Origin of the sequence: Streptomyces sp. NPDC086023 (assembly GCF_044540325.1) — a bacterium.
Lineage (GTDB): Bacteria > Actinomycetota > Actinomycetes > Streptomycetales > Streptomycetaceae > Streptomyces.
The window spans coordinates 24,500-47,056 of the sequence record NZ_JBITRX010000018.1 but is presented as its reverse complement, the minus strand read 5'-3'; the positions used below and the strand labels follow the sequence as shown (position 1 = coordinate 47,056).

Genomic DNA, 22,557 nt, shown 5'->3' with positions numbered 1-22,557 from the left:
CGGACCCCGTTCCGCCCGGGTGATCCTCTGGCTTCACAGGGTCTCAGACCATGGCCCAAGCTACACACGGGCGGTCACCAGTGTGACCTCTTGTGCGGTGGTGGTGCGTAATTGGGGCAGGGTTCGGGTGGTGGTTGGTCAGCGCTCTTTTCGAACGCTTAACATCCTCTCCGTGTCCAAACTGACCGACCTGCCCAAACGGATCCTGATCGGCCGGGCGCTGCGCAGCGACCGCCTCGGTGAAACGCTCCTCCCGAAGCGCATCGCACTCCCCGTGTTCGCGTCCGACCCGCTCTCCTCCGTGGCATATGCCCCGGGTGAGGTGCTCCTCGTCCTCTCCATCGCGGGCGTGTCGGCGTACCACTACAGCCCCTGGATCGCGCTCGCGGTCGTGGTGCTGATGTTCACGGTGGTCGCGTCGTATCGGCAGAATGTCCACGCCTATCCCAGCGGTGGAGGCGACTACGAGGTCGCGAACACCAATCTCGGGCCGAAGGCCGGACTCACCGTCGCAAGCGCCCTGCTCGTCGACTACGTGCTGACCGTCGCGGTCTCCATCTCCTCGGGAGTGGAGAACCTCGGCTCCGCGGTCCATTTCGTCATCGAGCACAAAGTGCTCAGCGCGGTCGTAATGATCTTGCTGTTGACGCTGATGAACCTGCGCGGCGTCAAGGAGTCCGGAAAGCTCTTCGCGATCCCGACCTACGTGTTCGTCGCCGGCGTCTTCCTGATGATCGCCTGGGGAGCCTGGCGGGGACTCGTCCTCGACGACACCATGAAGGCCCCCACGGCCGACTTCGAGATCAAGGCCGAGCACCAGGGCATCGCCGGCTTCGCGCTGGTCTTCCTGCTGCTGCGGGCCTTCTCCTCCGGCTGTGCGGCCCTCACCGGCGTCGAGGCCATCAGCAACGGCGTCCCGGCCTTCCGCAAGCCCAAGAGCAAGAACGCCGCCAGCACCCTCGCCCTCATGGGCGCCCTGGCCGTCACCATGTTCTGCGGCATCATCGGCCTGGCCATGGCCACCGACGTGCGGATGGCGGAGAAGCCCGCGCAGGACCTGCTGGTCAACGGCGTGCCGGTCGGCCCCGACTACGTGCAGGACCCGGTGATCTCCCAGGTCGCCGAGGCCGTCTTCGGCGACGGCAGCTTCCTGTTCGTCCTGCTCGCCGCCGCCACCGCGCTCGTCCTCTTCCTGGCCGCGAACACCGCGTACAACGGCTTCCCGCTGCTCGGCTCGATCCTCGCCCAGGACCGCTACCTGCCGCGCCAGCTGCACACCCGCGGCGACCGGCTCGCCTTCTCGAACGGCATCGTGCTGCTCGCGGGCGCGGCGATCCTGCTGGTGTGGATCTACGACGCCGACTCGACCAAGCTGATCCAGCTCTACATCGTCGGCGTGTTCGTCTCCTTCACCCTCAGCCAGATCGGCATGGTCCGGCACTGGAACCGCCACCTGAGGAGCGAGCAGGACCCGGCGGCCCGCCGCCGGATGCACCGCTCGCGCGGAATCAACGCCTTCGGCGCCACCTTCACCGGCCTCGTGCTGGTCGTCGTCCTCGCCACGAAGTTCACGCACGGCGCGTGGGTCGCCCTGCTCGGCATGCTGATCTTCTACGCGACGATGTCCGCGATCCGGCGCCACTACGACAAGGTCGCGGCCGAGATCGCCGCCGCCGAGGAGCGCCCCGACGAGTACGTGCGCCCCTCGCGCGTGCACTCGGTGGTGCTGGTGTCCAAGCTGCACAAGCCGACCCTGCGGGCCCTGGCCTACGCGAAGCTGCTGCACGCCAACCAGCTGGAGGCGCTCAGCGTCAGCGTGGACCCGGCCGAGACCCGTGCCCTGAAGGCGGAGTGGGAGCGGCGCGGGATCGACGTACCGCTCAAGATCCTCGACTCGCCGTACCGCGAGATCACCCGGCCGGTGATCGAGTACGTCAAGGGGCTGCGCACCGAGAACCCGCGCGACGCGGTCAGCGTGTACATCCCGGAGTACGTCGTCGGCCACTGGTACGAGCACGTGCTGCACAACCAGAGCGCGCTGCGGCTGAAGGGGCGCCTGCTGTTCACGCCCGGCGTGATGGTCACCTCGGTGCCGTACCAGCTGGCGTCCTCCGAGGCGGCGAAGAAGCGGGCCAAGAAGCGGCAGGAGTGGAGCGCCCCGGGCGCCGTCCGCCGCGGTCCCGTGGACACGCGCCGCAAGGAGCCGAGCGGCAAGGGCTGAGGCCGCGCACCGCGCGGTTGGGGACCGGACGCGACCCGACGTAGACTGACGGGTCGCGTCCGGCTCGTGTCCGGCTCGCATCCGATTCGCGTCCGGCTCGCGTCCGGCGGCACTGCACACGCTTCACGGCGGTGCGCGGCCCACTGCACGCACGCCCCACCCACCCCCTGAACCCTGGAGCACTCCCCACCATGCAGAACCAGAACGAGAAGCAGTCACTGGTCGGGGAGGAGTACGAGGTCGAGGTCGGCCCCGTCGCGCACGGCGGCCACTGCATCGCCCGTACCGCGGACGGCCGGGTCCTCTTCGTCCGCCACGCGCTCCCGGGCGAGCGGGTGGTCGCCACGGTCACCGAGGGGGACGCGGACTCCCGCTTCCTGCGCGCGGACGCCACGGAGGTCCTCACCGCCTCCAAGGACCGGGTCGAGGCCCCCTGCCCGTACGCCGGTCCCGGCAAGTGCGGCGGCTGCGACTGGCAGCACGCCAAGCCCGGCGCCCAGCGCCGCCTCAAGGGCGAGGTCATCGCCGAGCAGCTGCAGCGGCTGGCCGGGCTGACGCCCGAGGAGGCCGGCTGGGACGGCACGGTCATGCCGGCCGAGGGCGACAAGCTCCCGGCGGGCGAGGTCCCGCAGTGGCGCACCCGCGTCCAGTACGCCGTCGACGAGGAGGGGCGGGCGGGCCTGCGCAAGCACCGCTCGCACGACGTCGAGGTCGTCGACCACTGCATGATCGCGGCGCCGGGTGTCTCGGAACTGGGCATCGAGAAGCGCACCTGGCCGGACATGGCCACCGTCGAGGCCATCGCGGCCAGCGGCTCCCAGGACCGCCAGGTCGTCCTGACCCCGCGCCCCGGCGGCCGCCTCCCGCTCGTCGAGCTCGACAAGCCGGTCTCCGTCCTCCGCGTGGAGGAGAAGGACGGCGGCGTCCACCGCGTCCACGGCCGCCCCTTCGTGCGCGAGCGCTCCGACGGCCGCACCTACCGCGTCGGCATGGGCGGCTTCTGGCAGGTCCACCCCCAGGCCGCCGACACGCTGGTCCGCGCCGTGATGCAGGGCCTGATGCCGCGCAAGGGCGAGATGGCCCTGGACCTCTACTGCGGGGTGGGCATCTTCGCGGGCGCGCTGGCGGAGCGGCTCGGCGAGACCGGCGCGGTCCTCGGCATCGAGTCGACGAAGCGCGCGGTGGAGGACGCCCGCCACAACCTCGCCGACTTCCCGCGGGTCCGCATCGAGCAGGGCAAGGTGGAGCAGGTCCTGCCGCGCACCGGCATCACGGAGTGCGACCTGATCGTCCTGGACCCCCCGCGCGCCGGCGCCGGCAAGGCCACGGTCCGCCACCTGGCCTCCCTCTCGGCCCGCCGCATCGCGTACGTCGCCTGCGACCCGGCCGCCCTGGCCCGCGACCTGGCGTACTTCCGCGAAGCCGGCTACAAGCCCCGCACCCTCCGAGCCTTCGACCTCTTCCCGATGACCCATCATATGGAGTGTGTCGCGATCCTTGAGCCTGCCGGGAAGGGCGCCTGACCTGCGGTTTCGTCAGGTGTGCGTTATGTGCGCTACGTGCGTTACGGGCGAAATCTTGACGCAAATCTGACGCACGTGACGCACGCGTGACGCACGTTTGACGCACGCTGAACGTTTCTTCTGACGAGCCGTCATCACGGAAAAGTCGCCTCCCGAGACGGGCTGTGTGTCCCGCCGGAAAGGTGGCCTTCGCGCAGTCAAGCCGCGCTGCCCGCGCCCTGCGGGCGTCTCAGGCATTCCGGCGCGTGGTAACACTCTGTAGTCGATTGTGGGAGCGGTGGTGGGCCGGGCAACCGCGCGCGGGGGATGTTCAGCGCGTTCGTGAACGCGTCCAAGGGGCGGGTAGTCGCCTTAGATGCCGCAGGGATCCGGGCTCATATCCGAGGAGAGTGTCGGCCTGTCGGTGCCGAGTGAGGGTGCGGGCAACGCCCAGAGATGGGATTCGTGGGGGGAAGCGCCCGGCGACGGCAGCACCGGCCGGACGCTGGGGCCCGCCGCCGCGCCTGTACAGGGCACAGTCGGGAGGCGGGGCGTCGGGCGGTTTTAAGGCCGCTGATGACGGGCTCGCGGGAGCCGAGGGACCCGTGCGTTCGGGCAGCTGCTGGGCGTCGAGGATGTGCCGGGCGCTCTGGTCGACTGCCGAGTCTTTCAGACTCGTGGTCAGCTCGACACGGGCCTCGACGAACACCGTGCCCTTGTACTTTCCGGCAGCCCGCCCAGCTCGTCGGGCCGCAGGTGTCTGGAGCCGCCGTGCACGGGCTGGTGGCGCCGGTAGATGCCCATCGGCGGCCGGCGCCGTTTGTTGTACGCGGCGGGCAGGTCGGCGGCATCAACGTGCGGCAAGCGACGGCCGGTTCGACGGTGCTTGCCCGTCCGATCGATGGTCTCAGGCTGCGATGGTGGTCGGGCGGGCGGCGGCCAGATCCTTCCCCGGGTCCGCACCTCGTTCGACGACGCTGCCCGCGTCGACTCCAGCCTCGTCGCCTCCCGGCTCAACAGCTCGCTCGACTCCGCCCGCCCGCACAGGACCGTTGGGTCGGCGTCGCCTGTGGCGGCGGCGCCCCGCGCCGCCTTGTCCCCGACGAACCGCGCGGCGGCCGGCCTGACCTGGTCCGTGACCTTCACCCGCTCGAAACCAGGCTTACTGAGCTCGAGGGCGTCCTCGAAGTGGACGCTCGCCGCGCGGTGCCCACGGTCGAGCGCGGCGAGGTCGTGGGCCCTGCGCGGACCCCAGCCTGCTCGGCTGCGTCGAAGTAGCTCACCCATGGGCCGATCGGCAGCCGGTCCTGCTCACCCTGTCGGGCTGGTTGTACGGATACGCCCGCGCCCTGCTGACGTGAACGATGGCGACACCGACGAGGGGCACCCATGAGCCGTGTGTTCAACCCACCTCTCGTCTGCGCTCCGGCTGCCACACCGGTCTCTCTGGCGTAGACGCCGCCAGCCAACAGCTCGTGCCTCCAGGGCTGCTGACCCTCACTCAACGAACGTGCTGGATATGCTACGAAACCAGCCTGGAGTACTAGATGATGTCCTTGCTGAGAACGGTGGCGACGACACCTTGCCTCGTGTGCCACATCTAGTCAGACCGAACCTGCTGAACGACAAAGGGACTATGGATGCCTACGCAGGCCAAGGAGATATTCGAGGCGCAGAGCAAGAGTGTGCGCGAACTGCTGTCTGACAATGGCTTGGGCCTCTACCTGCCGCCCTACCAGCGTCCGTACGGCTGGGGCAAAGACAAGGTCGAGAAATTGCTCGACGATACACTGCACGGCCTCAAGAACCTAGGTAAGGCGCCGGACAGCTTCACTTTCTTGGGGACGGTCATCACCATCCATGATGTCAACCACGTCACGGTGAAGCCGATCGTCAAGTCCGAAGTCCCGTCCAAGGTCCTTACCGTGATCGATGGGCAGCAGCGTTTGTCAAGCCTGTTGATCCTGCTGGTCGGCCTGCACAACCTCATTCGTCAGCGTGCATGGAAAATCTTCAAGGGCAAGACGCCGGATCCCACCGACAGCGCTCGGACTCACCTGTACTCGGAAACGAGTGACATCCTGCAGATGCTCGGGGCTGCATTCTACGAGCGAAAGAACTTCGGAACTACGCCGATCTACCCGCGCCTCATCCGAGCCTTCGATGATCAGTGGGCAAGGGACGAGAAGCTCAAGAAGTATGAGTCGCCGATCGCCAACCTCATCTACCGGTACTCATTGCTGGTCGATAGTGAGCCGGCAACCTCTAATCCGACGGACTTCAAGCCGGTTGCGCGGCAGAACGCGGGCGACGGCGAAGTTGACCTCATCAAGAGGTACAGCGAGATCCGCACGGGGTTGAACAAGCTATCGCAGCGAAAGTCCATCGAGGAGCTGGAGGATCTGCCGTCGCTAGCAACCCTTGCCACCAACATCGAGTTCCAGCGTGCGCTCTTCAATCATGAACTCGACTCCGAACTCTGCGCTTTGCTAGGAGAGTTGGAAGACGAGCCTGAGGCCGAGCTGATGCGGCTCGTCATGTTTGCCGCCTATGTCCTGAACCGCATCGCTCTGACGGTCGTCCAAGGCAAGGACGAGGACTACGCCTTCACGATCTTCGAGTCGTTGAATACCACGGGCGAGCCTCTGACCGCCTTCGAGACCTTCCTTCCTCGGGTGGTGATGGCAGAGAAGATTCAGGACTACGAGGACTCGGGCGCATACGAATACATGAAGGCGGTTCAGGGCTACCTGGACCGTTTCGCCGTCGGAGACAAGCTTCAGAACGCAACGCGAGACCTGCTGGTCACTTTTGCGCTGGCAGAGACTGGAGAGAAGCTCTCTAAGCGCCTCCCGGACCAGCGGGTCTACATGCGCGATACATTTGAGCGCCACAAGGACTCGGCTGATGACCGAAGCGCGTACCTGCGCCACCTACGCGACACTGCGGCCTTTATTGGAAATGCCTGGGAACCTGCGAATAACGCGCCTCGCGCGCTACCCGGGCTAGAAGCGTCCGCCATGACGGACACCGTGAAGTTGTGTCTGGCCTTCCTTCATTCACTCAAGCATACGATTGCCATCGCGCCGCTAGTGCGGTTCTACTCCGAGGCTGTCCACGCAGACGAAGGTGAGGCGAGGGAAAAGCGCATCGCCGAGTTCGAGCAGGCGATCAAGGCAATCACTGCCTTCACGGTCTTCTGGCGAGCAACCCGCCGCACCACGGGTAACATCGACAGCCAGTACCGGGCTGTTATGGCCGGGGCGGACTCACTCACGGGCATTGGACCCCTCGCTCGGCAGTGGGCAGAGCCCGACGCAACGAAGCCTGATCCGGTCGTCGACGCTGAGGCGCTGAAGAAGGAACTTGCGGCGCGTTTGTCGGACCCCAAGGGTAAGGGCGGCATCCCGAACTTGGCGTCGTTTCTGGCAGACGCTTCCGCGCTGCCGCTCTATAAAATTAGCCCCCCGCTGGCCCGTTTCCTTCTTCTGGCTGCGTATCACGACACAATTGAAGATCAGGAGAATCCTGGACTGATCATCCAAGGTAAGGCGGGGGTCGCCTCATGCTTCACCGCAGACGGTTGGGAGGACGAGACGCACCTCACGATCGAACACATCGCGCCACAGTCGGCCACGAGCGGGTGGGATGAGGAGTTCTACAGCGACAAAGAGGCCGTACATAAGCTGGGCAATCTGGTCCTGGCGCCGCGAGCTGCGAACGCGTCCCTCAGCTCGCGGCCTTGGACTGAGAAGAAGGTCCTGTACGCGGCACTCGGTGCCTCGACGGCCGACGACGCCAAGTCAATCCTCAAGAGTTCTGGCTTCACTTTCGTGCAGACCACTGAGGACCTGGCGGCCATGTCGCGCTACCTCCCACACCTGCGAGCACTGGGCCTGCGTGAGGACGAATTGGATCCGGCGTTCATGGACCAGCGGGCTGAAGTCCTCCTACGTCTGGCCTACACACGACTCAAGGGCTGGCTCGGCCTTGAGCTGTCTGACTCCAGCGGTGATCCGGTGGTCAAGGTCGACGATGTGGAGATTGAGAACGATGAGCTTTACGAGAATGAGGATGCCGCAGGAGTGGTTGCAACGGCGTAACGCCACAGGCTAGTGGACTGGCGTTGCGGAACCGGATTCCGTGGGGGACTGGCCCCGCTAGTTCTAGGCTGACTTCACCATCTTGCGGTGGGAACCGGCTGAGAACGGGTACGGCCACCGTAATGGGTTCGTGGGCTCTTTCCTGTTTGCGCCTCATGGTCCGGCACCGCCTCCGCTCTGGATACCTGAACTGCCGAGGCCGCTGCGGCAGTAGCGGCACCTGTTGTGTAGCCGCTGTTAAGGTTCGACGCAACGCATGTTTGACGCACCGCCGCCCGACGCATTTTCTGATGGTGCGCCAGCATGAACAGGCGGCCTTCCGCGCGAGGACCCATCCTGGCGCGGAAGGCCGTTTCGTTCTGCGTTCTGGACTGGGCTCAGTGAGCCCCAATCTCGCCAAGCTCTCGAACTCCGCACCCGAGCATGTACGGTGTCGGTCGTGAGGAAATTCTGACTCATCCTGCGTGCCGGAAACAATCTTGGACAGCTGGGTGTTGGCCAGAGGTTCGGTACGGAGGAGGAGGGGTCTGACCTGAAGCTGTTCGACACGAAAAGCGGCGTGACCGAGGTCGTGCCGCGTTTGGCTGAGGCTGAGGCCGATGTGCAGGACCTCGTCGAGGGGCACATGCAGACCATGCTCGGGGTCCGGTTCCTGGCGAGCGAGTACAGCACCGGACCGGTGCACGCTGGCCGGATCGATTCGCTGGGCATCGACGAGAACGGTGCACCGGTGATCGTCGAGTACAAGCGCGGCATCGACGCAGGAGTCATAAACCAGGGTCTCTTCTACATGGCTTGGTTGCTCGACCACCGGGATACGTTTCGGCATCTGGTCCGCGACCGGCTCGGGGCCCATGTCGCGGCCCAGGTGCTCTGGAGCGCACCGAGGCTGATCTGCGTGGCCGGCGACTTCACCCGCTACGACATCCACGCCGTCCGCGAGCACCGGCACGCCATCGACTTGGTCCGCTACCGCTACTTCGGCGGCGAGCACTTCGGCCTTGAGACGGTGGCCTCCTTCCCCGGCCGCGCCGCGGCGCGGAAGTCTGGCAGCCGGACCCGGGGCACGGCGAAGGTGCAGCAGACCGCGGCGAAGGAAGAAGCGATGGCGGAGTTGGCCGCGGCGGTCGATGAGGTCCTGCTCGCGTTCGGTGATGACCTCACGAAGGTCTCGAACCAGACTTACACCGCATACCGGCGTATGCGGAATTACGCGTGCCTGGTCCCGCCGAAGAAGGCCAAGCTGCTGGTTTACCTGAAGGCCGACCCGGCGACGGTGGACCTCGTGCCCGGTTTCGCGCGTGATGTGACGGGGCTCGGCCACCATGGCACCGGCGACCTGGAGCTGACGCTCCAGACGGAGCGGGACCTGGAGCGCGCAGCCGACTATTTCCGGCAGAGCTACACCCTGGCGTGATGGCCCGGTGCCCGTGGCCAGACCACGGGCATTGGAGGAACGCTAAGCGGGCTGCTGCTCTGAGTTCGTGATGGTTCCTCTCGACGGCTCGGGGATGGATGGCGGTGGATTTCCAATGATCCGACGATGGTCGGCGCACTCGGGGAGTGTGCCTGCACCACGACTCGGGCGCGTTATCTTCGGACAGGGGACCCGCGTGATCCCTCGTACGCGGGTCCTCCCATACGGCCGTTGGACTTGCAGACTCAGGACCCAGGTCCACTCCGTGTCGATCTCTTCTTGGCGGGCGGGCTCGATGTCGACGTCGTAGTCGTGCTGGAGTGGAGTTCTTGGGCGGTCTGCTGGGTCTGCGGCTCTTCGCGGTTCGATGCGGGCGAGCACCATGGAGCCTGCGCCGGTGTCGCGGAACCCCCGGGCGGCGAGGGTGAATTGGGCCTCGGTGCTCCTTGCGCCGGTCACGGTGGCGGTGACGGCGGGTGGATGGTCGGGGTGGAGTGCGAAGTGGATGCGCGTGTCGGGTGTTGGCTGGGGCATACGGCGCCTTCTGGGTGGGGGCTCCGGCCGGCGGGGTGCCGGCCGGAGCCTGGAACGGGTCGGTCAGCGGGCGGCCCGCGTGGTGGCTGTAGGACGGAGTGGGACGGGTCCGGCCCGGGGGGAGGCCGGGACCGCGGACTGGGTGGTCCGGGGGAGGGTGGGATCGGTGGCGCGGTGCCAGCGGGCGCGGACGGCGGAGAGGTCGGCGAGGGCGCGTCGGGTGCCGGCCAGGAGCTGGTGGACGGTGTTGGCGTCGTCCTGGGTGTAGGCGAGGACGGTGAGGCCGGTGGTGTGGGCGCGGGCGAGCAGGGCGCGCCGCAGGACGACCTCGGCCCAGTGCTCCGTGGCCACGCCGTGGCCATCGGTGAGCATGCCGAGGAGTTCGGCCGGAGGCAGGGCGGGGGTGATCAGCCCTTGGTGCTGGGCTTCCCACAGCACGGTGACCGGGTCGATGGGGTCGCCGCGCCGGGCGACGTTAAGCAGGCAGCCGAAGAGGCGGCCGTGCAAGGGGGCAAGGAAGTCGCCGGGCTGGAGCCAGCGCGCGGCCTCGGCGGGGCGGGGGCGGGCGCAGAGTGCGGCGAGGAGCAGGCGTTCGCCTTGGACGTCCTCGTGGTCGGGGTCGCGGGCAGGGTGAGTGGGGGTGGGGGTGGGGGTGCGGGGCAGGGTGCTGGAGTGGGCGGGGAACCGGCTGGCGAGGTGGTCCAGAACGTCTGCGAGTGTGTCGGCGGCTGTGAGGGCGGCGGTGGGTTGGTCTTCCAGCATGCGGTCGCCGGCGGTGTGGACGAGTTGTTCGGCGTGGGCGGTCAGGGTCCGGCGGGCGTGTCCGCCGCGGACGATTGCCGCGTACGCGGGTGCGTGGGCGGGGTCTGGGCAGGCGCTGACGAGTTGGTGGAGGTAGGTGGCGGTCAGGCCGCGGGCGGCGGGCCGGGCCTGCTCCAGAACGGCTGTGAGCCAGACCGGCTTTCTGGTGTGGACCTCGGGCGGGGGCGGGGTGAGGGTGATCACAGCGTGGAACACCGCCCGGTGCCCGGCGTTGGCGAAGTCGGCTGGGTGCAGGGTGCCGAGGGTCTTGAGGCGGTCGGGTTGGAGGAGGAGCGCGCCGAGAAGGGCCTGCTCGGCGTAGTGGCCGGCGGGGGCGGGCGGGATGTCGAGCAGCTCGAAGTCGGCGTCGTAGATGTTGGGTTGGGGCAATTTATGCGGCCAGGGTGAAGTCGTCGCGGGTGAGGGTGACGCCCACGTGCGGGGCGAGGAGGTGGGCAGCCAGGCGGGGCGGGACGGCGTTGCCGATCTGGGCGAACTGCTGGCCCTTGTTGCCCTGCCAGGGGTAGTCGGCGGGGAAGGACTGCAGGGCACCGGCCTCGGCGGCGGTGATACGGATCGCCTCCGGCGCCGGATCCGAAGGGGCGCCCGCCCCCGGTTCCGCGGCGGTGGGTTCAGCCACCCACACGCATTCGTTTGCGCGGTGCCCGAAGAACAGCGTCCCGGCCGGCTCGTCAATGGTGCGGATAGTGGCGTTGGCCTGATTGTTGCTCCGCAGCGACCAGGACCAGCCCGATCCTCCCGTGGTCCTCCCGGCCGGGCCGCCGGGCCGGGTGCGCCCTTCGATGCGGCCGGGCGCAGGGTGGTGTTTCCACCGGCCGCGGTCACGGGCATCGGCGAGTGTCCTGCGGGCGCCGGACGGCCACGGTTCAGGGCCGCCGCCCGGGCCGCCGCCAGCGCACACGGTTGGTGTGGGCCGGTCGGTGGCGCCCCAGCCGAGCGCCTCCGCCATCGACACCCACCGCTCGCGGCCCGGCCCGAACAGCGACTCCGGCTCCGCGACCGGTGCATGCGTGGGCGTCGGCGGCTCCGCGGTACGGGCACGGGAAGCGAGCAGGATCGCCCGGCGCCGGGTCTGGGGCACGCCGTAGTCGGCGGCGTTGAGGATGCCCGTCCAGACCGAGAACCCCCAGCTCCTGAGGATGGCGGCGTACTGGCGCCACAGGGGCAGGAGATCGGGGACTTCCTCCATCGCGATCCACTCCGGCTGCCCCACCGCGTTCAGGGCGTGGAGGTAGCGCATCGGCTCGGCCGCAAGGAGGCTGCGGTCGTCATGGCAGGCGGCGAGCAGGCCGGCGCGGGTGTCGCGCCCGGCCGCGAGGTCGGCGACCGCCTGGTGGACCAACGGCTGGTCAACCAGGCCGAGCCGCCTTCCGGCCATGCTCCATGCCTGACACGGTGGCGACGCCAGAAATCCCGAAGTCCGACCCACCAAGGGCCAGGTCGGATACAGGGCCACGTCGGTGCGGATCGTCAGCTGCCCGGCAGCGGCCCGCGTCCGGCACGCCCACTCGTCCCACTCGAGCCCGACCTCGCGTATGCCGAATACCTTCAGGGGGTGGCTCCAGCCCCCCGCGCCCGCGAACAGATCCAGGACCGACAGCGGGGAGGCAGTCACGAGGCGAGCTCGGCGAGCAGCCGTTGTGTGTGGGGAAACAGTGCCTCGGCGAGGCAGAGTTGGTAGGGAGGGGACAGGGTTGGCCTCCTGTTGTGAGTCAGTGGGGACTGGGTCTGATGTGGCTGTCACCGCGCGGCCCGCGGCCTGCCGTCAGGGAGGGCTGCTGCCCCGGGACGGCCGCTGTTGCGCCTACTGTGCGAGCGCGGGTCTGGCGGGGGCCGGGCGTGAAGTGCTCGGCGAGGTGGTCGGAGACGAACCGGCAACCTTCGGCGCAGATCTCCAGGATTGGAGAAGTCTTAGTGAGCTGGCGGCGATGGCGTTGCGGAGTGGTCGATGCCGGACAGGCCGTATTCGCCGATCGTTCGTTAGCGGGCCGGTGGCCACGTGCCGCTGCGGGCGGGCGCCGAGAGTCCAGCTCGGCATGAGACCAGGGCCGGGTGGCGAACACCTTCGCCTTCCAGGAACGGACTGGCATCGAGTGCAGCCGCGGCCCACTCACGCGGCGGTCCCGAAGTCGGACTGGCGCGGTACGGCCTTGGCGACGGCGCGGGCGGTGATCGCCATCGATGCGGCGGCGGATGCTGCGGACAGCTGATCAGCGCCGGGCTCGAGGTACCAGGGTCGAAGGTCGAGCATGGCGGCCCGCATGCCGGTCGCGAAGCACAGCGCGGTGCCCTTCGGCAGCGCGCGGATGGCGTCCGCCGGCAGGATCCGTTCCTGCCGCATGCTGATGGAAGTGGACTTGCCCGAGTCGGAGACAGAGGTGGACTTCGTCTCGACGTCGTGGTCGCCGATGAGCCTGCTGAGCTTGTCGGCGAAGTCCGGGTCGTCGATGCCGGAGCCGATCACCTTGACGGTGGACGCGGACCACATGGCGTCCATGCCGGCGTCTCCCCAGACTTTCTGGCCCTGCCGGTAGGACTGCAGGATGGTGATCGGGATGATTCCGCGGGAGCCGAGGTGGGAGTACAGGTCGGGCAAGTCCGAGATCTTGCACACGTTGGCGGCCTCGTCAAGGATCGCCAGCATTGGCGGATCCAGGCGTCCCCCGGCGCGTTCGGCCTGGGCGGTCGCGGCCCGCATCACCGAGTCCGCGCACGCCGCGATCAGCGCCGAGGCGCCGCCACCGCCGTCCTTGCTGAGCAGGAACAGCGAGTCGAGGGAGGTGACGAACTCGGCGGGCCGGAACTCCGCCACACCCTTCTGCGGGGTGACCCAGGCGGCGATCTCGCTGTTGAGGAGGGCGGCGGCGTACTGGCGGGCGGTCTCGTAGATGCCGTCGCGGGTTTCCGGTGGGCCTTCGACGGTGCCCTTCAACTGGGAAGCGACTGCGGTGAACTTGTGGTCGCGCAAGATGTCCAGCGGCGTACGGTCGGCGGGGAACGCCAGCCACTGCATCACGTCCGTGATCGGCCGGTCGTCGAGCGCTGCGGCGAGGAAGAGCTGGGACAGGATGTTGGATCCGGCCTTGGACCAGAAGTCACCCTGCTGGGAGGCGTCCACGCTCGCGGCGAGGAAGTGCCCGGCCAGACGGCCCGCTCCGTCGAGGGTGCGGGCGTCGGCGAGGGGGTTCCACCACATGGCGCGTTCGGCGTGGGCGATCTGCTGCGGGTCCATGGACCACACCCGGCCGACCTGGCCGCGGGCGTCGAGGGTGGCGGTGTAGGCGTCACCGGCCGCCTTGTTCGAGGTGAGGAGGACCGGGCCGGGCGCACCCAGGATGGCGGGGATCGCCAGGCAGGTGGTCTTGCCGGAGCGGGGCGCCATGATGGCGACGGCCACGTCCTCGTAGCCCATCCGGACCTCGTGTCGGCTGCCCTGGAGGTTGCCGAGGAGGACGCCGGTGTCCTTGGCGTCGATGCTTTTGGCGTGCTTCAGGCTGGGGCGCAGGCAGCGGGCCTTGGCGGTGATGGCCTTGGCCAACAGCGGCTCGATGTCGGACCGCTTGGCCATCCCGGCGATACGTTTCCGCTTGCCTCCGCCGGCGGCGCCGGTGCGACGCCGCCACCAGGTGAGGGTGCCCAGGACGAGCGCGATGAGGACTATGGCGGGCAGCATGCGGGTGGCGATCAGCAGCGCGGTCTCATCCGCGGCAGGCCACAGCTGGTCGGGGTGGAGGAGGGCGGCGGCCGGCTGGTAGGGCACCCAGTCGCCGGCGTCGGTGGCCCAGACGAGGGCGTTGCCGCCGAGCCAGGCCAGGGAGGATGCGGGGATGATGACGGCCATGGCGCCGAGCAGTGCCTTGAAGGCAATGTCGTAGCCGTCGTTTCCGGAGCTGGAGGGGGAGTTGGTCAAGAGGGCGGTTCCAGAATGAGGAGGTCAGCGGGCGCCGTAGGGAGCGGGTGTCGTCCCCGGCGGCGGGGGTAGACGAGGCACCGTTCGATGCCGGGGCCTTCGGCGTCGATCAGAGGGGTCTCCTGGAGATGGGGACCGGCCGGGGAACGGGGGTGGTGGCGACCGCTGTCGTGGTAGGGACTGCGGGGGGCCGGTGGTGCTGGGTGTCGGTGTGGATGTCCAGGACGGCGTGGCCGTGGCCGGCCCAGGTGTAGAGGTGGTGCCAGGCCTCAGAGTTGCGTTCGGCCTGCGTCTCGGCCCACGCCTCGGTGCCAGGCACCGCCGGCTCTGGCGGGGTGTTGAGCGTGGCGAGCCACTCGGCCTGGAGTGTGTGGATCGCGTCGAGCGATGTGCGCAGTTCCTTCAGCTGCCAGGCCCACTGGGGTGCGGCGGCGGTCCCGGGGAGCTGCCGCAGCTGTCTGTCCGCGGTGAGCAGGTAGGAGGAGGCGGTGCTGCGGATCCGGGTGAAGGCGCGCCAGGTGTCGGCGTCGCGGCGGCGTTGCCGGGTGTCGTAGGCGGTGGCGTCGTGGGGCCAGCCGTCGGCGTCGGTGTGCTGGTCGGAGTAGGCGTCCCAGGACGCGAGGATCTCCTCGGCCTCCGTGATGTACCGGGCGAGCCGGTCAAGGGAGCGCTGTCGTAGTTCGTCGGGGGGCAGGGACACGCGGTACGGCTTTCTTGCAAGAGAAAGAGGGCCGCGGGCCTATCGGGCGGGGCCGACTGTGGTCGCACCGGCGGCGGGCGCGGGGACCGCCGCGCCCGGCGTGTGGTGGACGGGGCGGGGACGGTGGCGCCGGGCGTGGGCCAGGCGCTGCTTGTGGGCGGCGACCATGGCGTCGCCGATGACGAACTCCTCGTCGACGCTCACGTGGGGGCTGGAGACGTAATCGAACCGGGCGCGCAGGACGGGGGCGGGGTGGCACACGGCGGCGGTGAAGGCGGCCAGCAGGTGGGGCGGGGTGGTCTCGCGGAAATCAGCCCGCCACAGCAGCCCTCGGGGGCCGAACTCGTCATGACGGGAGGCGGCGGTGAACTGCCAGCCGGTCACCCCGATCGAAGGAGAGACGCGCAGTTCCGCCTGGGCGGTGCCGTCCGGTGAGAGCAGGGTCTGCGTCCCTGCCTCGTCCGTGGTGTGCTGCCAGCCGCGGGCGGTGAGGATGTCGGCGACCGAGAGTGCGGGAATCTTGGGTTCGGGCCGTATGAGGGCATCGGTCAGTCCGGCGACGATCTCCACCGGCGTGGCGGTGCCGAACGAAGCCGACCAGTAGGTGCGCCCGAAGTCGGTACTGACCCTCCAGCCGGAGCGGTGCTCGGCGAAGTTGATGTCCAGGCGCAGCGAATGGTCGGCGCTGTCCATGCGGAGGGCCGGACGGAGAGGGTCGGAGGAGGCGGTCCAGCCTGCGGACCTCAGGGTGTGGGTGACGTGCCGCGGGTCGCCGGGGCCGGCGAGGTATCGGGGGCTGACGGGTGAGCCGTAGACATTGTGGTCGGCGGCGAAGGCGGCCAGTTGCCGCTCACTGATGCTCACGGAGGGGATCTGTCTCCTTTCAGGGGTTACCGCCGGCCGCGTGCGCCTGCTGCCGCGTGAGGGCCGGCGGAGGGCGTGGGGGTGTGTTTGCGGGGGCGGGCGGCGGCCCAGGAGTTGCGGGCCCAGGTCGCGGCGCGGGCGGCGGTGATCCGGGCCTGCTGCCATGCGCCGAGCTCGGAGGGCCTTACGGACACGGACGTGGTCGTGATCCACTTCGTGGCGGGGACATGCCCGCGGGGCCGCATCACCGGGGTGGGGTCGGCGAGCGCCGTTGCGAAGCCCTGGACGAGGTGGAGGGGGGTGGTGGAGGTGAACACCGCGTCCCAGGCGCGGCCGTGTTCGGTGCGGGCTCCGGCCCACCAGTGGGCCTGGCCGGGTTCGCTCTGGTGGTACTGGACCCAGGCGTTGCGGTCCGGGGAGACGGCAGTGAAGTGCTGTCCGCGTTCGGTCTCCCACTCGTTCTCCTCGAGCGGGGCCCACACGTTGGGGGCGTGGGCGGAGCGCGGCTTGGTCAGGGTGTCGGTGAGGCCGGCGACGATCTCGACGGGGACGGCCATGGTGAACGTGGCGTGCCAGGCGGGCTGGTGCTCGCCGACGGCGTGCCCGGAGACGGTCCAGCCGCCGGGCATGCCGTGGGGGTCGTAGCCGATGCGCACGGTGCGGTCGGGGCTGTCGAAGACGTACGGCCCGCCGCTGCGGGTGTGGTCGCTCCAGCCGGAGGCGCGCAGGTACTCGGCGATGTAGCGGGGGTCGCCGCCGCCGCCGAGGTGGCGGGGTTCGATCAGGTAGTGCTGCTCGGCCTGGTCGGCGGCAGGCCCCCATCCGGTCCACTGCTGCTTCTTCACCGGTGCCTCCGTGCGACCAGGGCGGATGCGACGGGCCGCGCTGTGGCGGTTGCCGGGGCCTGGGTGAGTCGGTAGAGGTCATCGGTGTGCTCGGCGAGGTCACCGCATATGGCGTCGAGATCGTTCGAGGCGCGGCCGAGGGCGAGCCACACCTCCGGCGGCAGAGCTCCGGAGGTGGCGCGGTCCTTGGCGAAGCGGGAGCCGGCGGCGACCAGGCCGGTCATCCCGTCGAGGACTCCATCGGGTGCCAGGACGTGTCCGAGGATCTGGGCGGCCTGCCGAGGCGGCGCGACGGCAAGGTGGTCGGCGAGTCGGCTGATCTGTTGGGCGATGTGCCGTGCCAGCAGTACGGGGTCGGGGGTGGGGTCGGTCATGGTCCTCCCGGTTGTGGTCAGGGGCGAGGGGATCGGCGGCGGGATTCATCCAGCACGCCGAAGGGTCCGGTGGCGAGTACGTGGTGGCGGTCGGCGGCTGCGGCGGTCACGGCGCGTAGGTAGCGGCGCGTCAGGAAGACGGCCAGGCGCGGACGGCGGTCTGCCGTGATCGGCGCAGGGAGCTGCGGGGGCTTGGTGATCGTGGGTGCTCCGGTGGGTGAGGTGGCCCGGTCCGGCCCGGTGGGTCCGGACCGGGCACTTGGCTGAGGGCTGGGGGTCAGCGGGTACGGCCCGGGTGGGGGCCTGCCGGGCCCGGGGGCGGAGGGGCCGGCGTTCCTGAGGCCTGGGCCTGGGCCTGTGCCTGCGCGGTGCGGTGCTCGCGCAGGGTCTGCGCCCAGGCGGTCACGTCGTAGACGTCGGGGTCGATGTTGACCTTGTAGTCGGCGATCAGGAGCGGGAGCACGGCGCGGGTGACCAGCTGCTTCTGTCCGGCTTCGCTCAGGCCCTGGGGGGTTTCGTGCCAGGTGTAGATGGCCTCGGCCTTGCGCTCCAGGCCCGCGCCGTCGAGGAGCGCCAGGAGTTCTTCGGGAGCGTCGGTGCGGCTGACGATGTGGATGGCGTCGGGAGTGAAGGCCCGGCGGTAGATCTCGACGTCGGTGCCGGATTCATCGGCGAGATTGCCCAAGGCGGGGACTCCTTCAAAAGGGGGACGGGGTTGGGGTCAGTGGCCTGGGGCGGAGGCGGCGGTCGGCAGGGCCGGGCGGGGGGCGGGCTGCGTCAGGGGAGTGGCGGCCGGGGCGGGTCGCACCGTGACACCGACGCCGATGCGGGCCAGGTGCTGGGCGGCCATGTCGATGCGGGCGATCTGCTCGCGGTCGCCCAGGGAGGCGGGGAGCAGGAACATCCGCTGGTAGGGGTGGAATTGGAACCCGGCGCCGTACAGGGCGGAGGTGGCGGCGCGGGCCCCGGTGACGGCGCCGACTACGCCGTCGGGATACCAGGCGATGCTCACCATTCCGGTGATCACGGGTGGTGCCGGCCGCCGCGGCGGAGGGTGTGCGGTGTTGTGCCGGACCTGGCGCAGGGCGTCCTCGTAGCGGGGCAGCAGGCGGCGGGCGACCTGGGCGGCGGCTCGGGCGGGGTCGGCGGGGACGCTGATGCCGTTGGGTTCGGTCACGCCGTGGAAGGCGTCGTGGTGGGCCTCTGGCTCCAGGGCGCCGACCATGAACTGGCGGGGGTGCAGGGGACGCTCGAAGAGCAGCAGGCGTGCGCCGTCACCGCGGGCGAGCACGGCCTGGTGGTGAAGGACGTAGTTGGACGCGGCGTATCCGACGGCGCCGGCGTCCCAGACTGCCGCGGTGGTGGGGAGCTGGTCGGCGTAGGCGGCGTTGCGGCTGTAGGTGGTGGTCCAGGGGCCGGGCAGCCGGGTGGCGAGGGCGCCGGCGTAGGCGGCCAGGTCGGGGCGTGCGGGGGGCATGGGTTCCTCGGGCGGGAGGGAAGGACGCGGCGGGGGCCCAGGGCATCAGCGGGTGCGGGAGGAATCCACCGCCGCGATCAGGTTCGTGCGGGGGTCCGGCGAGCCATCGGGCTTCTTCACCGGGACCGGGCCTTGCCCGCCGTGTGCTGGCGTGGGACCGGGACGGGGGTCGTGTCGATGGCGGGGTGGGCGGCGGGGTGGCGCAGGGTGACGCCGATGCCGAGGGCGGCGAGCTGGGTGCCGGCGGTGCGTACGTGGCGGGCCTGGACGGCGGTGTCGTCGCCGGAGAGGACGTACGTCTGCCGGTCGGGGTCGTGGATGAATCCGTTGGCGGCCAGGATCTGTGCGGACTTGTCGCTGGTGGCCGCGGCGGTGAGGGAGCCGTCCTCGGTCCAGGTCATCTCGATGGTGTGCGGCCCGGCCGCGGTGGCTGTGAGGCGGGCGGCGTTGTCGCGGACGTGGGCGAGGGCGGTTTCGTAGCGGGGCAGGAGGCGGGTGGTGATGGCGTCGGCGGCCTGCTCGGGGTCATCGGATATCGCGATGCCGTCCGGCTCGGGTACGCCGCGGAAGGCTTCGGCTGCCGTGTCCGCAGGGGCCATGGCGGCGATGAGGAAGGTGTCCTCGTGGCGGGGGTGGTCCATGAGGAACAGGCGCAGGCCATCGTCGCGGGTCAGGATGGCGTCGTGCGTGAGGGTGGTGGTGACGATGGCTTCGGCGACCTGGTTCATGTCCCACACGTCGGAGGTGAGGAAGAACTGGTCGTCGTGGGCGGTGTGCCGGCGGAGCTGGTGGGTCCAGGCGCCGGGCAGGAGCTGGGTGAGGATCGCGGCGAAGGCACCGAGCTCCTCGTGGCGGTGGGCGGGCATGGATGGATTCCTCAAGGCGGGACGGGAGGTGGTGGGTCAGCGGTGTCGGCCGGCGGGGACGGGCGGCAGCGCGGCCGGTGCGGAGGGCCGCGGGGCGGTGACCGGGACAGGGCAGGGACAGACGGTTGACGCCTCGGCCTCACCGGGACCGACCTCGCCGGTGCAGGTGCTGCGGTGGGGGTGCGTGATGTGCCGGTCGGCGAGTTCGTTGCGCGTGGTGCGCAGGTCGGCGTCGATGACGGCGAGCCGCTCCCCTGACAGGTAGCGCAGTCGCTTCGCGGTGTAGCGGTCGGCCGGTCCGCCAAGGTGCTCGTAGAAGTCGGCTGCAGCGGACAGGACTTCGGCCAGGGCGGGCAGGATGCCGTCGTGGTCGGCGGTCAGCTCGGTCAGGGCTGCCGCGACGTCCTCGGTGGATTCGGCTTCGCGGATACGGGCGGCGAGGTGCGCGACCTGGGCTCCGAGGGGCAGGAAGTACGGCTCACGGTGTTCGGTGGCGAAAGCGGTGTCCGCCTCGACGTGGTAGCCGACGGCCTGCAGGCGGGCCACGGCGCGCGTGGCCAGGCGCTCCTCCTCGGCCCGGCCGAGGTTCTCCGGCAGCCGGTGGTAGCGGTCGTGGTAGCGGATGACGGGGACGAAGCCGGTGCGCTCAAGGATGCTGCGGGCGCCGGCGTCGCCGCCGCGGGCGAGGACTTCACCGGAGTGCGGGTCGCGCCGCAGGGCGAGGTGGCGTTCGGCCAGGGGCAAACAGGCTCCCTTCGAGGGTGGGATCAGCGCGATCGCCGCGCCGCGCGGGCGGGGCGGCGGGTGGAGCGGACCAGGGCGTTGCGCAGCAGTGCGGGCGGGTTGGCCAGAGTCTCGGCGGTGCCTTCGAGGTCGTGGAGGAGCCCGTACAGACGCCCGGCGGCCCACTCCAGCTGGTGCGCGCCGCGCCGGGCGTACACCTCGGGCCGTGTCGCCAGCTGGTGGCCGGCCTGTTCGGCCAGGCGCCGGGCCTGGGCAAGGCTGCCGTTCACCTCGTCGGTGAGGGCGCGGATCTGCTCCGCGATCTGCGCGGGCGTGGCTTCCGCGGCGACCAGGGGGTCGGCGATCACCTGCTCCTCGCGGGCGGCCGGGGGCCGGGCGGGAGTGAGGTCGAACTCGGACTCGAGGATCCGGGTCTGCCGGGCGAGTTCCTCGGCCAGCCGCCTCGGGGTGCGGGTCAGGGTCCCGTCCTCGCGGACCAGGCTGGCGATCACATCCAGGCGCCCGTGGTGGAACTGGAGAGCAATCCACCGGCACGGCTCGCCGTCCGCAGGCGCTGCCAGGCCCGCGGTGCGGGCCAGGCGATGGGCGATCTCCGACCACTGCGCCGGGGCGAGCGGCCGGTCCATGCGGTGCAGCCGGATGCCGAAATGAAGGAAACGAGGCGAATCGCCCGCCGCCGAGCGCGGCTGTGCCTGGCTGAGGTGCGCGGCCCATTGGGCCTCGCTCCATCCCTCCCGCTCGGCAAACTCGGAGCGCAGGTCCAGCCGGTCCCAGGACGCCACGATGCGGTGGCTGAGTTCGCGGGTGAAGCTGACCGGACGCTCCAGCGCGTTGCCCAGCGCGGCCTCGGCGGTGTGCTGCCGGCGGTGCAGGCGGGCGATCACCAGGCGCTCCGCTTGTCTGCGTCGTGGACAAGCTGGTTGTGGTCCACGATGGAGTACCAGCCGACGTCCACGGGCTTGGTCCCGTTGATCTTTGGCAGCAGGTAGTCCGCCAGGGCGCGCTGGTAGATCAGGCAGTCCGGGCAGCGCTTGGAGAGGTGGACGAGGTAGCGGGGGTGACCGGTGATGAAGGACAGCGCGCCGCCGTTGGGGTCGCGCAGCCGCCATCCGTCCTCCTCGGTGGGGGTGTGCCAGGACGGGGTGACCACCGTCATCGCGTCGCCCCACAGTTCGCCGTCCGCGACGCCCTTGATCACCACGATCTGGTCGCCAGGGGCGAAATGGGCGTGGGTGATGTCCCGGTCGCGGGTGATGGTGTCGGCGGGTATGCGCGCGTCACGGGAGACGGCTTCGGGCACGGCAAAATCCTCTCTGTGAAGAGCACGGCTGGCGGCGGGGCCAGCACTTTCAATGGTCTGGAGGATCCCCGGTTTGGCTAACCGGGGATCGTCCGCTATACGTGTCCGCCCCTGTCGTCGTCCCGGCTCGGCGGTCACCGGAACGGGTTCTCCGTGCCGCGGTCCGCTTCGCCTGCTGCGTCGAGCAGTTCCGGCAGGTCGGTACCCTCGGCTTCCCTCTGGTCGATCCACCATCCGGCCCGGGTGACCGTGCGGACCTTCTCCTCCAGTACGGCCCAGTCCGCCTCGTCCCAGGTACCTTCGGTGACCAGCGCGGTGTAGGCGGCGGTGGCCAGCTGGTAGCGGGAGCGCTCGCCCCACTCCAGGGCACGCTCGGGGCCCTCCAGGGGCGGCATGTCGAACTGTTCGGTCCACGCCTTCGCGGCGGCCTGTTCCTCGGTACGGCGTGCGGCCAGCCAGGCTTCCTTCGACGCGGTGTCGTTGTCGCGGGCGGCCTTCCAGCAGTCGGTGCAGTCGCGGCCTGCGAGCCAGCGGGCGAAGGACGCCCGCCGGTCGGCGGGGCGGTCGGACAGGTCGTGGGTGACTTCGTGTCCACAGCTGTGGACGGTCTGCCATGTGGTGCGTACAGCCATAGGGGTATCTCCTTCGGAGGCAAGGGAGTTCGCGTGCGAACGGGGGGTGGCCCGGGGGCGGCGGTGGCGTCCGGGTCGGCGTCCGGGCCCGAGCTTCGGGCGGGCCAGGAGCAGGACGAGCAGGGCGGTGGCGGCTCCCGCTGCGGGCAGTGCGGCGAGCGTCTGCGGGTGGTCGGCGAGGGTTCCGGCGAGTGCGGTTCCGGCGGCCTGGCCGACGCCGACGGACAGGATCAGCCACGCGTAGGC

General features: G+C 69.8%; 19 protein-coding genes. 4 read left to right on the top strand and 15 right to left on the bottom strand.

Annotated elements, in window-relative coordinates; all coding sequences use genetic code 11:
* Nucleotides 1–172: 172 nt before the first annotated feature.
* Together ACIF6F_RS29290 and ACIF6F_RS29285 are read left to right on the top strand one after the other, a co-directional pair.
* Entirely contained in the window at nucleotides 173–2,221 is a 2,049-nt protein-coding gene (locus tag ACIF6F_RS29290) for an APC family permease (protein WP_399953247.1), read from the top strand.
* A 191-nt stretch (nucleotides 2,222–2,412) separates the two neighbouring features.
* On the top strand, nucleotides 2,413–3,744 hold the full coding sequence (locus tag ACIF6F_RS29285) for a class I SAM-dependent RNA methyltransferase (protein WP_399953243.1): 1,332 nt from the start codon (nucleotides 2,413–2,415) through the stop codon (nucleotides 3,742–3,744).
* Between the two features lie 660 nt (nucleotides 3,745–4,404).
* Here ACIF6F_RS29285 and ACIF6F_RS29280 read toward each other — a convergent pair.
* Complete coding sequence (locus ACIF6F_RS29280; protein WP_399953240.1) at nucleotides 4,405–5,010, bottom strand: hypothetical protein; 606 nt, start codon at nucleotides 5,008–5,010, stop codon at nucleotides 4,405–4,407.
* Nucleotides 5,011–5,363: 353 nt separating this feature from the next.
* On the opposite strand from ACIF6F_RS29280, the gene ACIF6F_RS29275 reads away from it, so the two are divergent.
* Both ACIF6F_RS29275 and ACIF6F_RS29270 read left to right on the top strand, forming a co-directional pair.
* The gene (locus ACIF6F_RS29275; RefSeq protein ID WP_399953238.1) at nucleotides 5,364–7,826 is read left to right on the top strand and encodes a DUF262 domain-containing protein; all 2,463 of its coding nucleotides are present in this window, start codon (nucleotides 5,364–5,366) and stop codon (nucleotides 7,824–7,826) included.
* Between the two features lie 559 nt (nucleotides 7,827–8,385).
* Nucleotides 8,386–9,243, top strand: a complete 858-nt coding sequence (locus ACIF6F_RS29270; RefSeq protein WP_399953235.1) for a DUF5655 domain-containing protein — start codon at nucleotides 8,386–8,388, stop codon at nucleotides 9,241–9,243.
* A gap of 597 nt (nucleotides 9,244–9,840) precedes the next feature.
* Here the strand turns inward: ACIF6F_RS29270 and ACIF6F_RS29265 are convergent.
* The 14 genes from ACIF6F_RS29265 to ACIF6F_RS29200 all read right to left on the bottom strand — a co-directional run bounded on the left by ACIF6F_RS29265 (nucleotide 9,841) and on the right by ACIF6F_RS29200 (nucleotide 22,311).
* Nucleotides 9,841–10,968, bottom strand: coding sequence for a DnaB-like helicase N-terminal domain-containing protein (locus ACIF6F_RS29265; RefSeq protein WP_399953232.1), 1,128 nt, complete (start codon nucleotides 10,966–10,968; stop codon nucleotides 9,841–9,843).
* Nucleotide 10,969: 1 nt separating this feature from the next.
* Nucleotides 10,970–12,199, bottom strand: coding sequence for a DNA cytosine methyltransferase (locus ACIF6F_RS29260; RefSeq protein WP_399953483.1), 1,230 nt, complete (start codon nucleotides 12,197–12,199; stop codon nucleotides 10,970–10,972).
* A gap of 510 nt (nucleotides 12,200–12,709) precedes the next feature.
* Complete coding sequence (locus ACIF6F_RS29255; protein WP_399953229.1) at nucleotides 12,710–14,509, bottom strand: type IV secretory system conjugative DNA transfer family protein; 1,800 nt, start codon at nucleotides 14,507–14,509, stop codon at nucleotides 12,710–12,712.
* A gap of 109 nt (nucleotides 14,510–14,618) precedes the next feature.
* On the bottom strand, nucleotides 14,619–15,209 hold the full coding sequence (locus ACIF6F_RS29250; RefSeq protein WP_399953226.1) for a hypothetical protein: 591 nt from the start codon (nucleotides 15,207–15,209) through the stop codon (nucleotides 14,619–14,621).
* A gap of 39 nt (nucleotides 15,210–15,248) precedes the next feature.
* Nucleotides 15,249–16,073, bottom strand: a complete 825-nt coding sequence (locus tag ACIF6F_RS29245) for a DUF317 domain-containing protein (RefSeq protein WP_399953223.1) — start codon at nucleotides 16,071–16,073, stop codon at nucleotides 15,249–15,251.
* A 26-nt stretch (nucleotides 16,074–16,099) separates the two neighbouring features.
* Nucleotides 16,100–16,918, bottom strand: a complete 819-nt coding sequence (locus ACIF6F_RS29240) for a DUF317 domain-containing protein (RefSeq protein ID WP_399953220.1) — start codon at nucleotides 16,916–16,918, stop codon at nucleotides 16,100–16,102.
* A complete protein-coding gene (locus ACIF6F_RS29235; RefSeq protein WP_399953216.1) occupies nucleotides 16,915–17,292 on the bottom strand; it encodes a hypothetical protein in 378 nt (125 codons plus the stop codon). Before ACIF6F_RS29235 ends, ACIF6F_RS29240 begins: the two co-directional genes overlap by 4 nt.
* Nucleotides 17,293–17,569: 277 nt before the next feature.
* Nucleotides 17,570–17,977, bottom strand: a complete 408-nt coding sequence (locus ACIF6F_RS29230; protein WP_399953213.1) for a hypothetical protein — start codon at nucleotides 17,975–17,977, stop codon at nucleotides 17,570–17,572.
* 36 nt (nucleotides 17,978–18,013) lie between these two features.
* Nucleotides 18,014–18,769, bottom strand: a complete 756-nt coding sequence (locus ACIF6F_RS29225) for a hypothetical protein (protein WP_399953210.1) — start codon at nucleotides 18,767–18,769, stop codon at nucleotides 18,014–18,016.
* Between the two features lie 116 nt (nucleotides 18,770–18,885).
* On the bottom strand, nucleotides 18,886–19,635 hold the full coding sequence (locus ACIF6F_RS29220; RefSeq protein WP_399953207.1) for a hypothetical protein: 750 nt from the start codon (nucleotides 19,633–19,635) through the stop codon (nucleotides 18,886–18,888).
* Nucleotides 19,636–19,671: 36 nt separating this feature from the next.
* Nucleotides 19,672–20,379 (bottom strand): hypothetical protein, encoded by a 708-nt coding sequence (locus ACIF6F_RS29215; RefSeq protein WP_399953204.1) that lies wholly within the window; start codon nucleotides 20,377–20,379, stop codon nucleotides 19,672–19,674.
* A gap of 23 nt (nucleotides 20,380–20,402) precedes the next feature.
* Entirely contained in the window at nucleotides 20,403–21,263 is an 861-nt protein-coding gene (locus ACIF6F_RS29210) for a hypothetical protein (protein WP_399953201.1), read from the bottom strand.
* Nucleotides 21,260–21,679: a hypothetical protein gene (locus ACIF6F_RS29205; protein ID WP_399953198.1), complete on the bottom strand. Its 420-nt coding sequence runs from the start codon at nucleotides 21,677–21,679 to the stop codon at nucleotides 21,260–21,262. The genes ACIF6F_RS29210 and ACIF6F_RS29205 overlap by 4 nt, the downstream gene beginning before the upstream one ends.
* 134 nt (nucleotides 21,680–21,813) lie before the next feature.
* A complete protein-coding gene (locus ACIF6F_RS29200) occupies nucleotides 21,814–22,311 on the bottom strand; it encodes a hypothetical protein (RefSeq protein ID WP_399953479.1) in 498 nt (165 codons plus the stop codon).
* Between the last annotated feature and the right edge of the window lie 246 nt (nucleotides 22,312–22,557).

Excerpts from the sequence above, each read along its gene's own strand:
- ACIF6F_RS29285 (WP_399953243.1), top strand. The coding sequence starts at position 2,413 with ATGCAGAACCAGAACGAGAAGCAGTCACTGGTCGGGGAGGAGTACGAG.
- ACIF6F_RS29280 (WP_399953240.1), bottom strand. The coding sequence starts at position 5,010 with ATGGGTGAGCTACTTCGACGCAGCCGAGCAGGCTGGGGTCCGCGCAGG.
- ACIF6F_RS29275 (WP_399953238.1), top strand. The coding sequence starts at position 5,364 with ATGCCTACGCAGGCCAAGGAGATATTCGAGGCGCAGAGCAAGAGTGTG.
- ACIF6F_RS29235 (WP_399953216.1), bottom strand. The coding sequence starts at position 17,292 with ATGACCGACCCCACCCCCGACCCCGTACTGCTGGCACGGCACATCGCC.
- ACIF6F_RS29225 (WP_399953210.1), bottom strand. The coding sequence starts at position 18,769 with ATGCCCCCCGCACGCCCCGACCTGGCCGCCTACGCCGGCGCCCTCGCC.
- ACIF6F_RS29220 (WP_399953207.1), bottom strand. The coding sequence starts at position 19,635 with ATGCCCGCCCACCGCCACGAGGAGCTCGGTGCCTTCGCCGCGATCCTC.
- ACIF6F_RS29200 (WP_399953479.1), bottom strand. The coding sequence starts at position 22,311 with ATGGCTGTACGCACCACATGGCAGACCGTCCACAGCTGTGGACACGAA.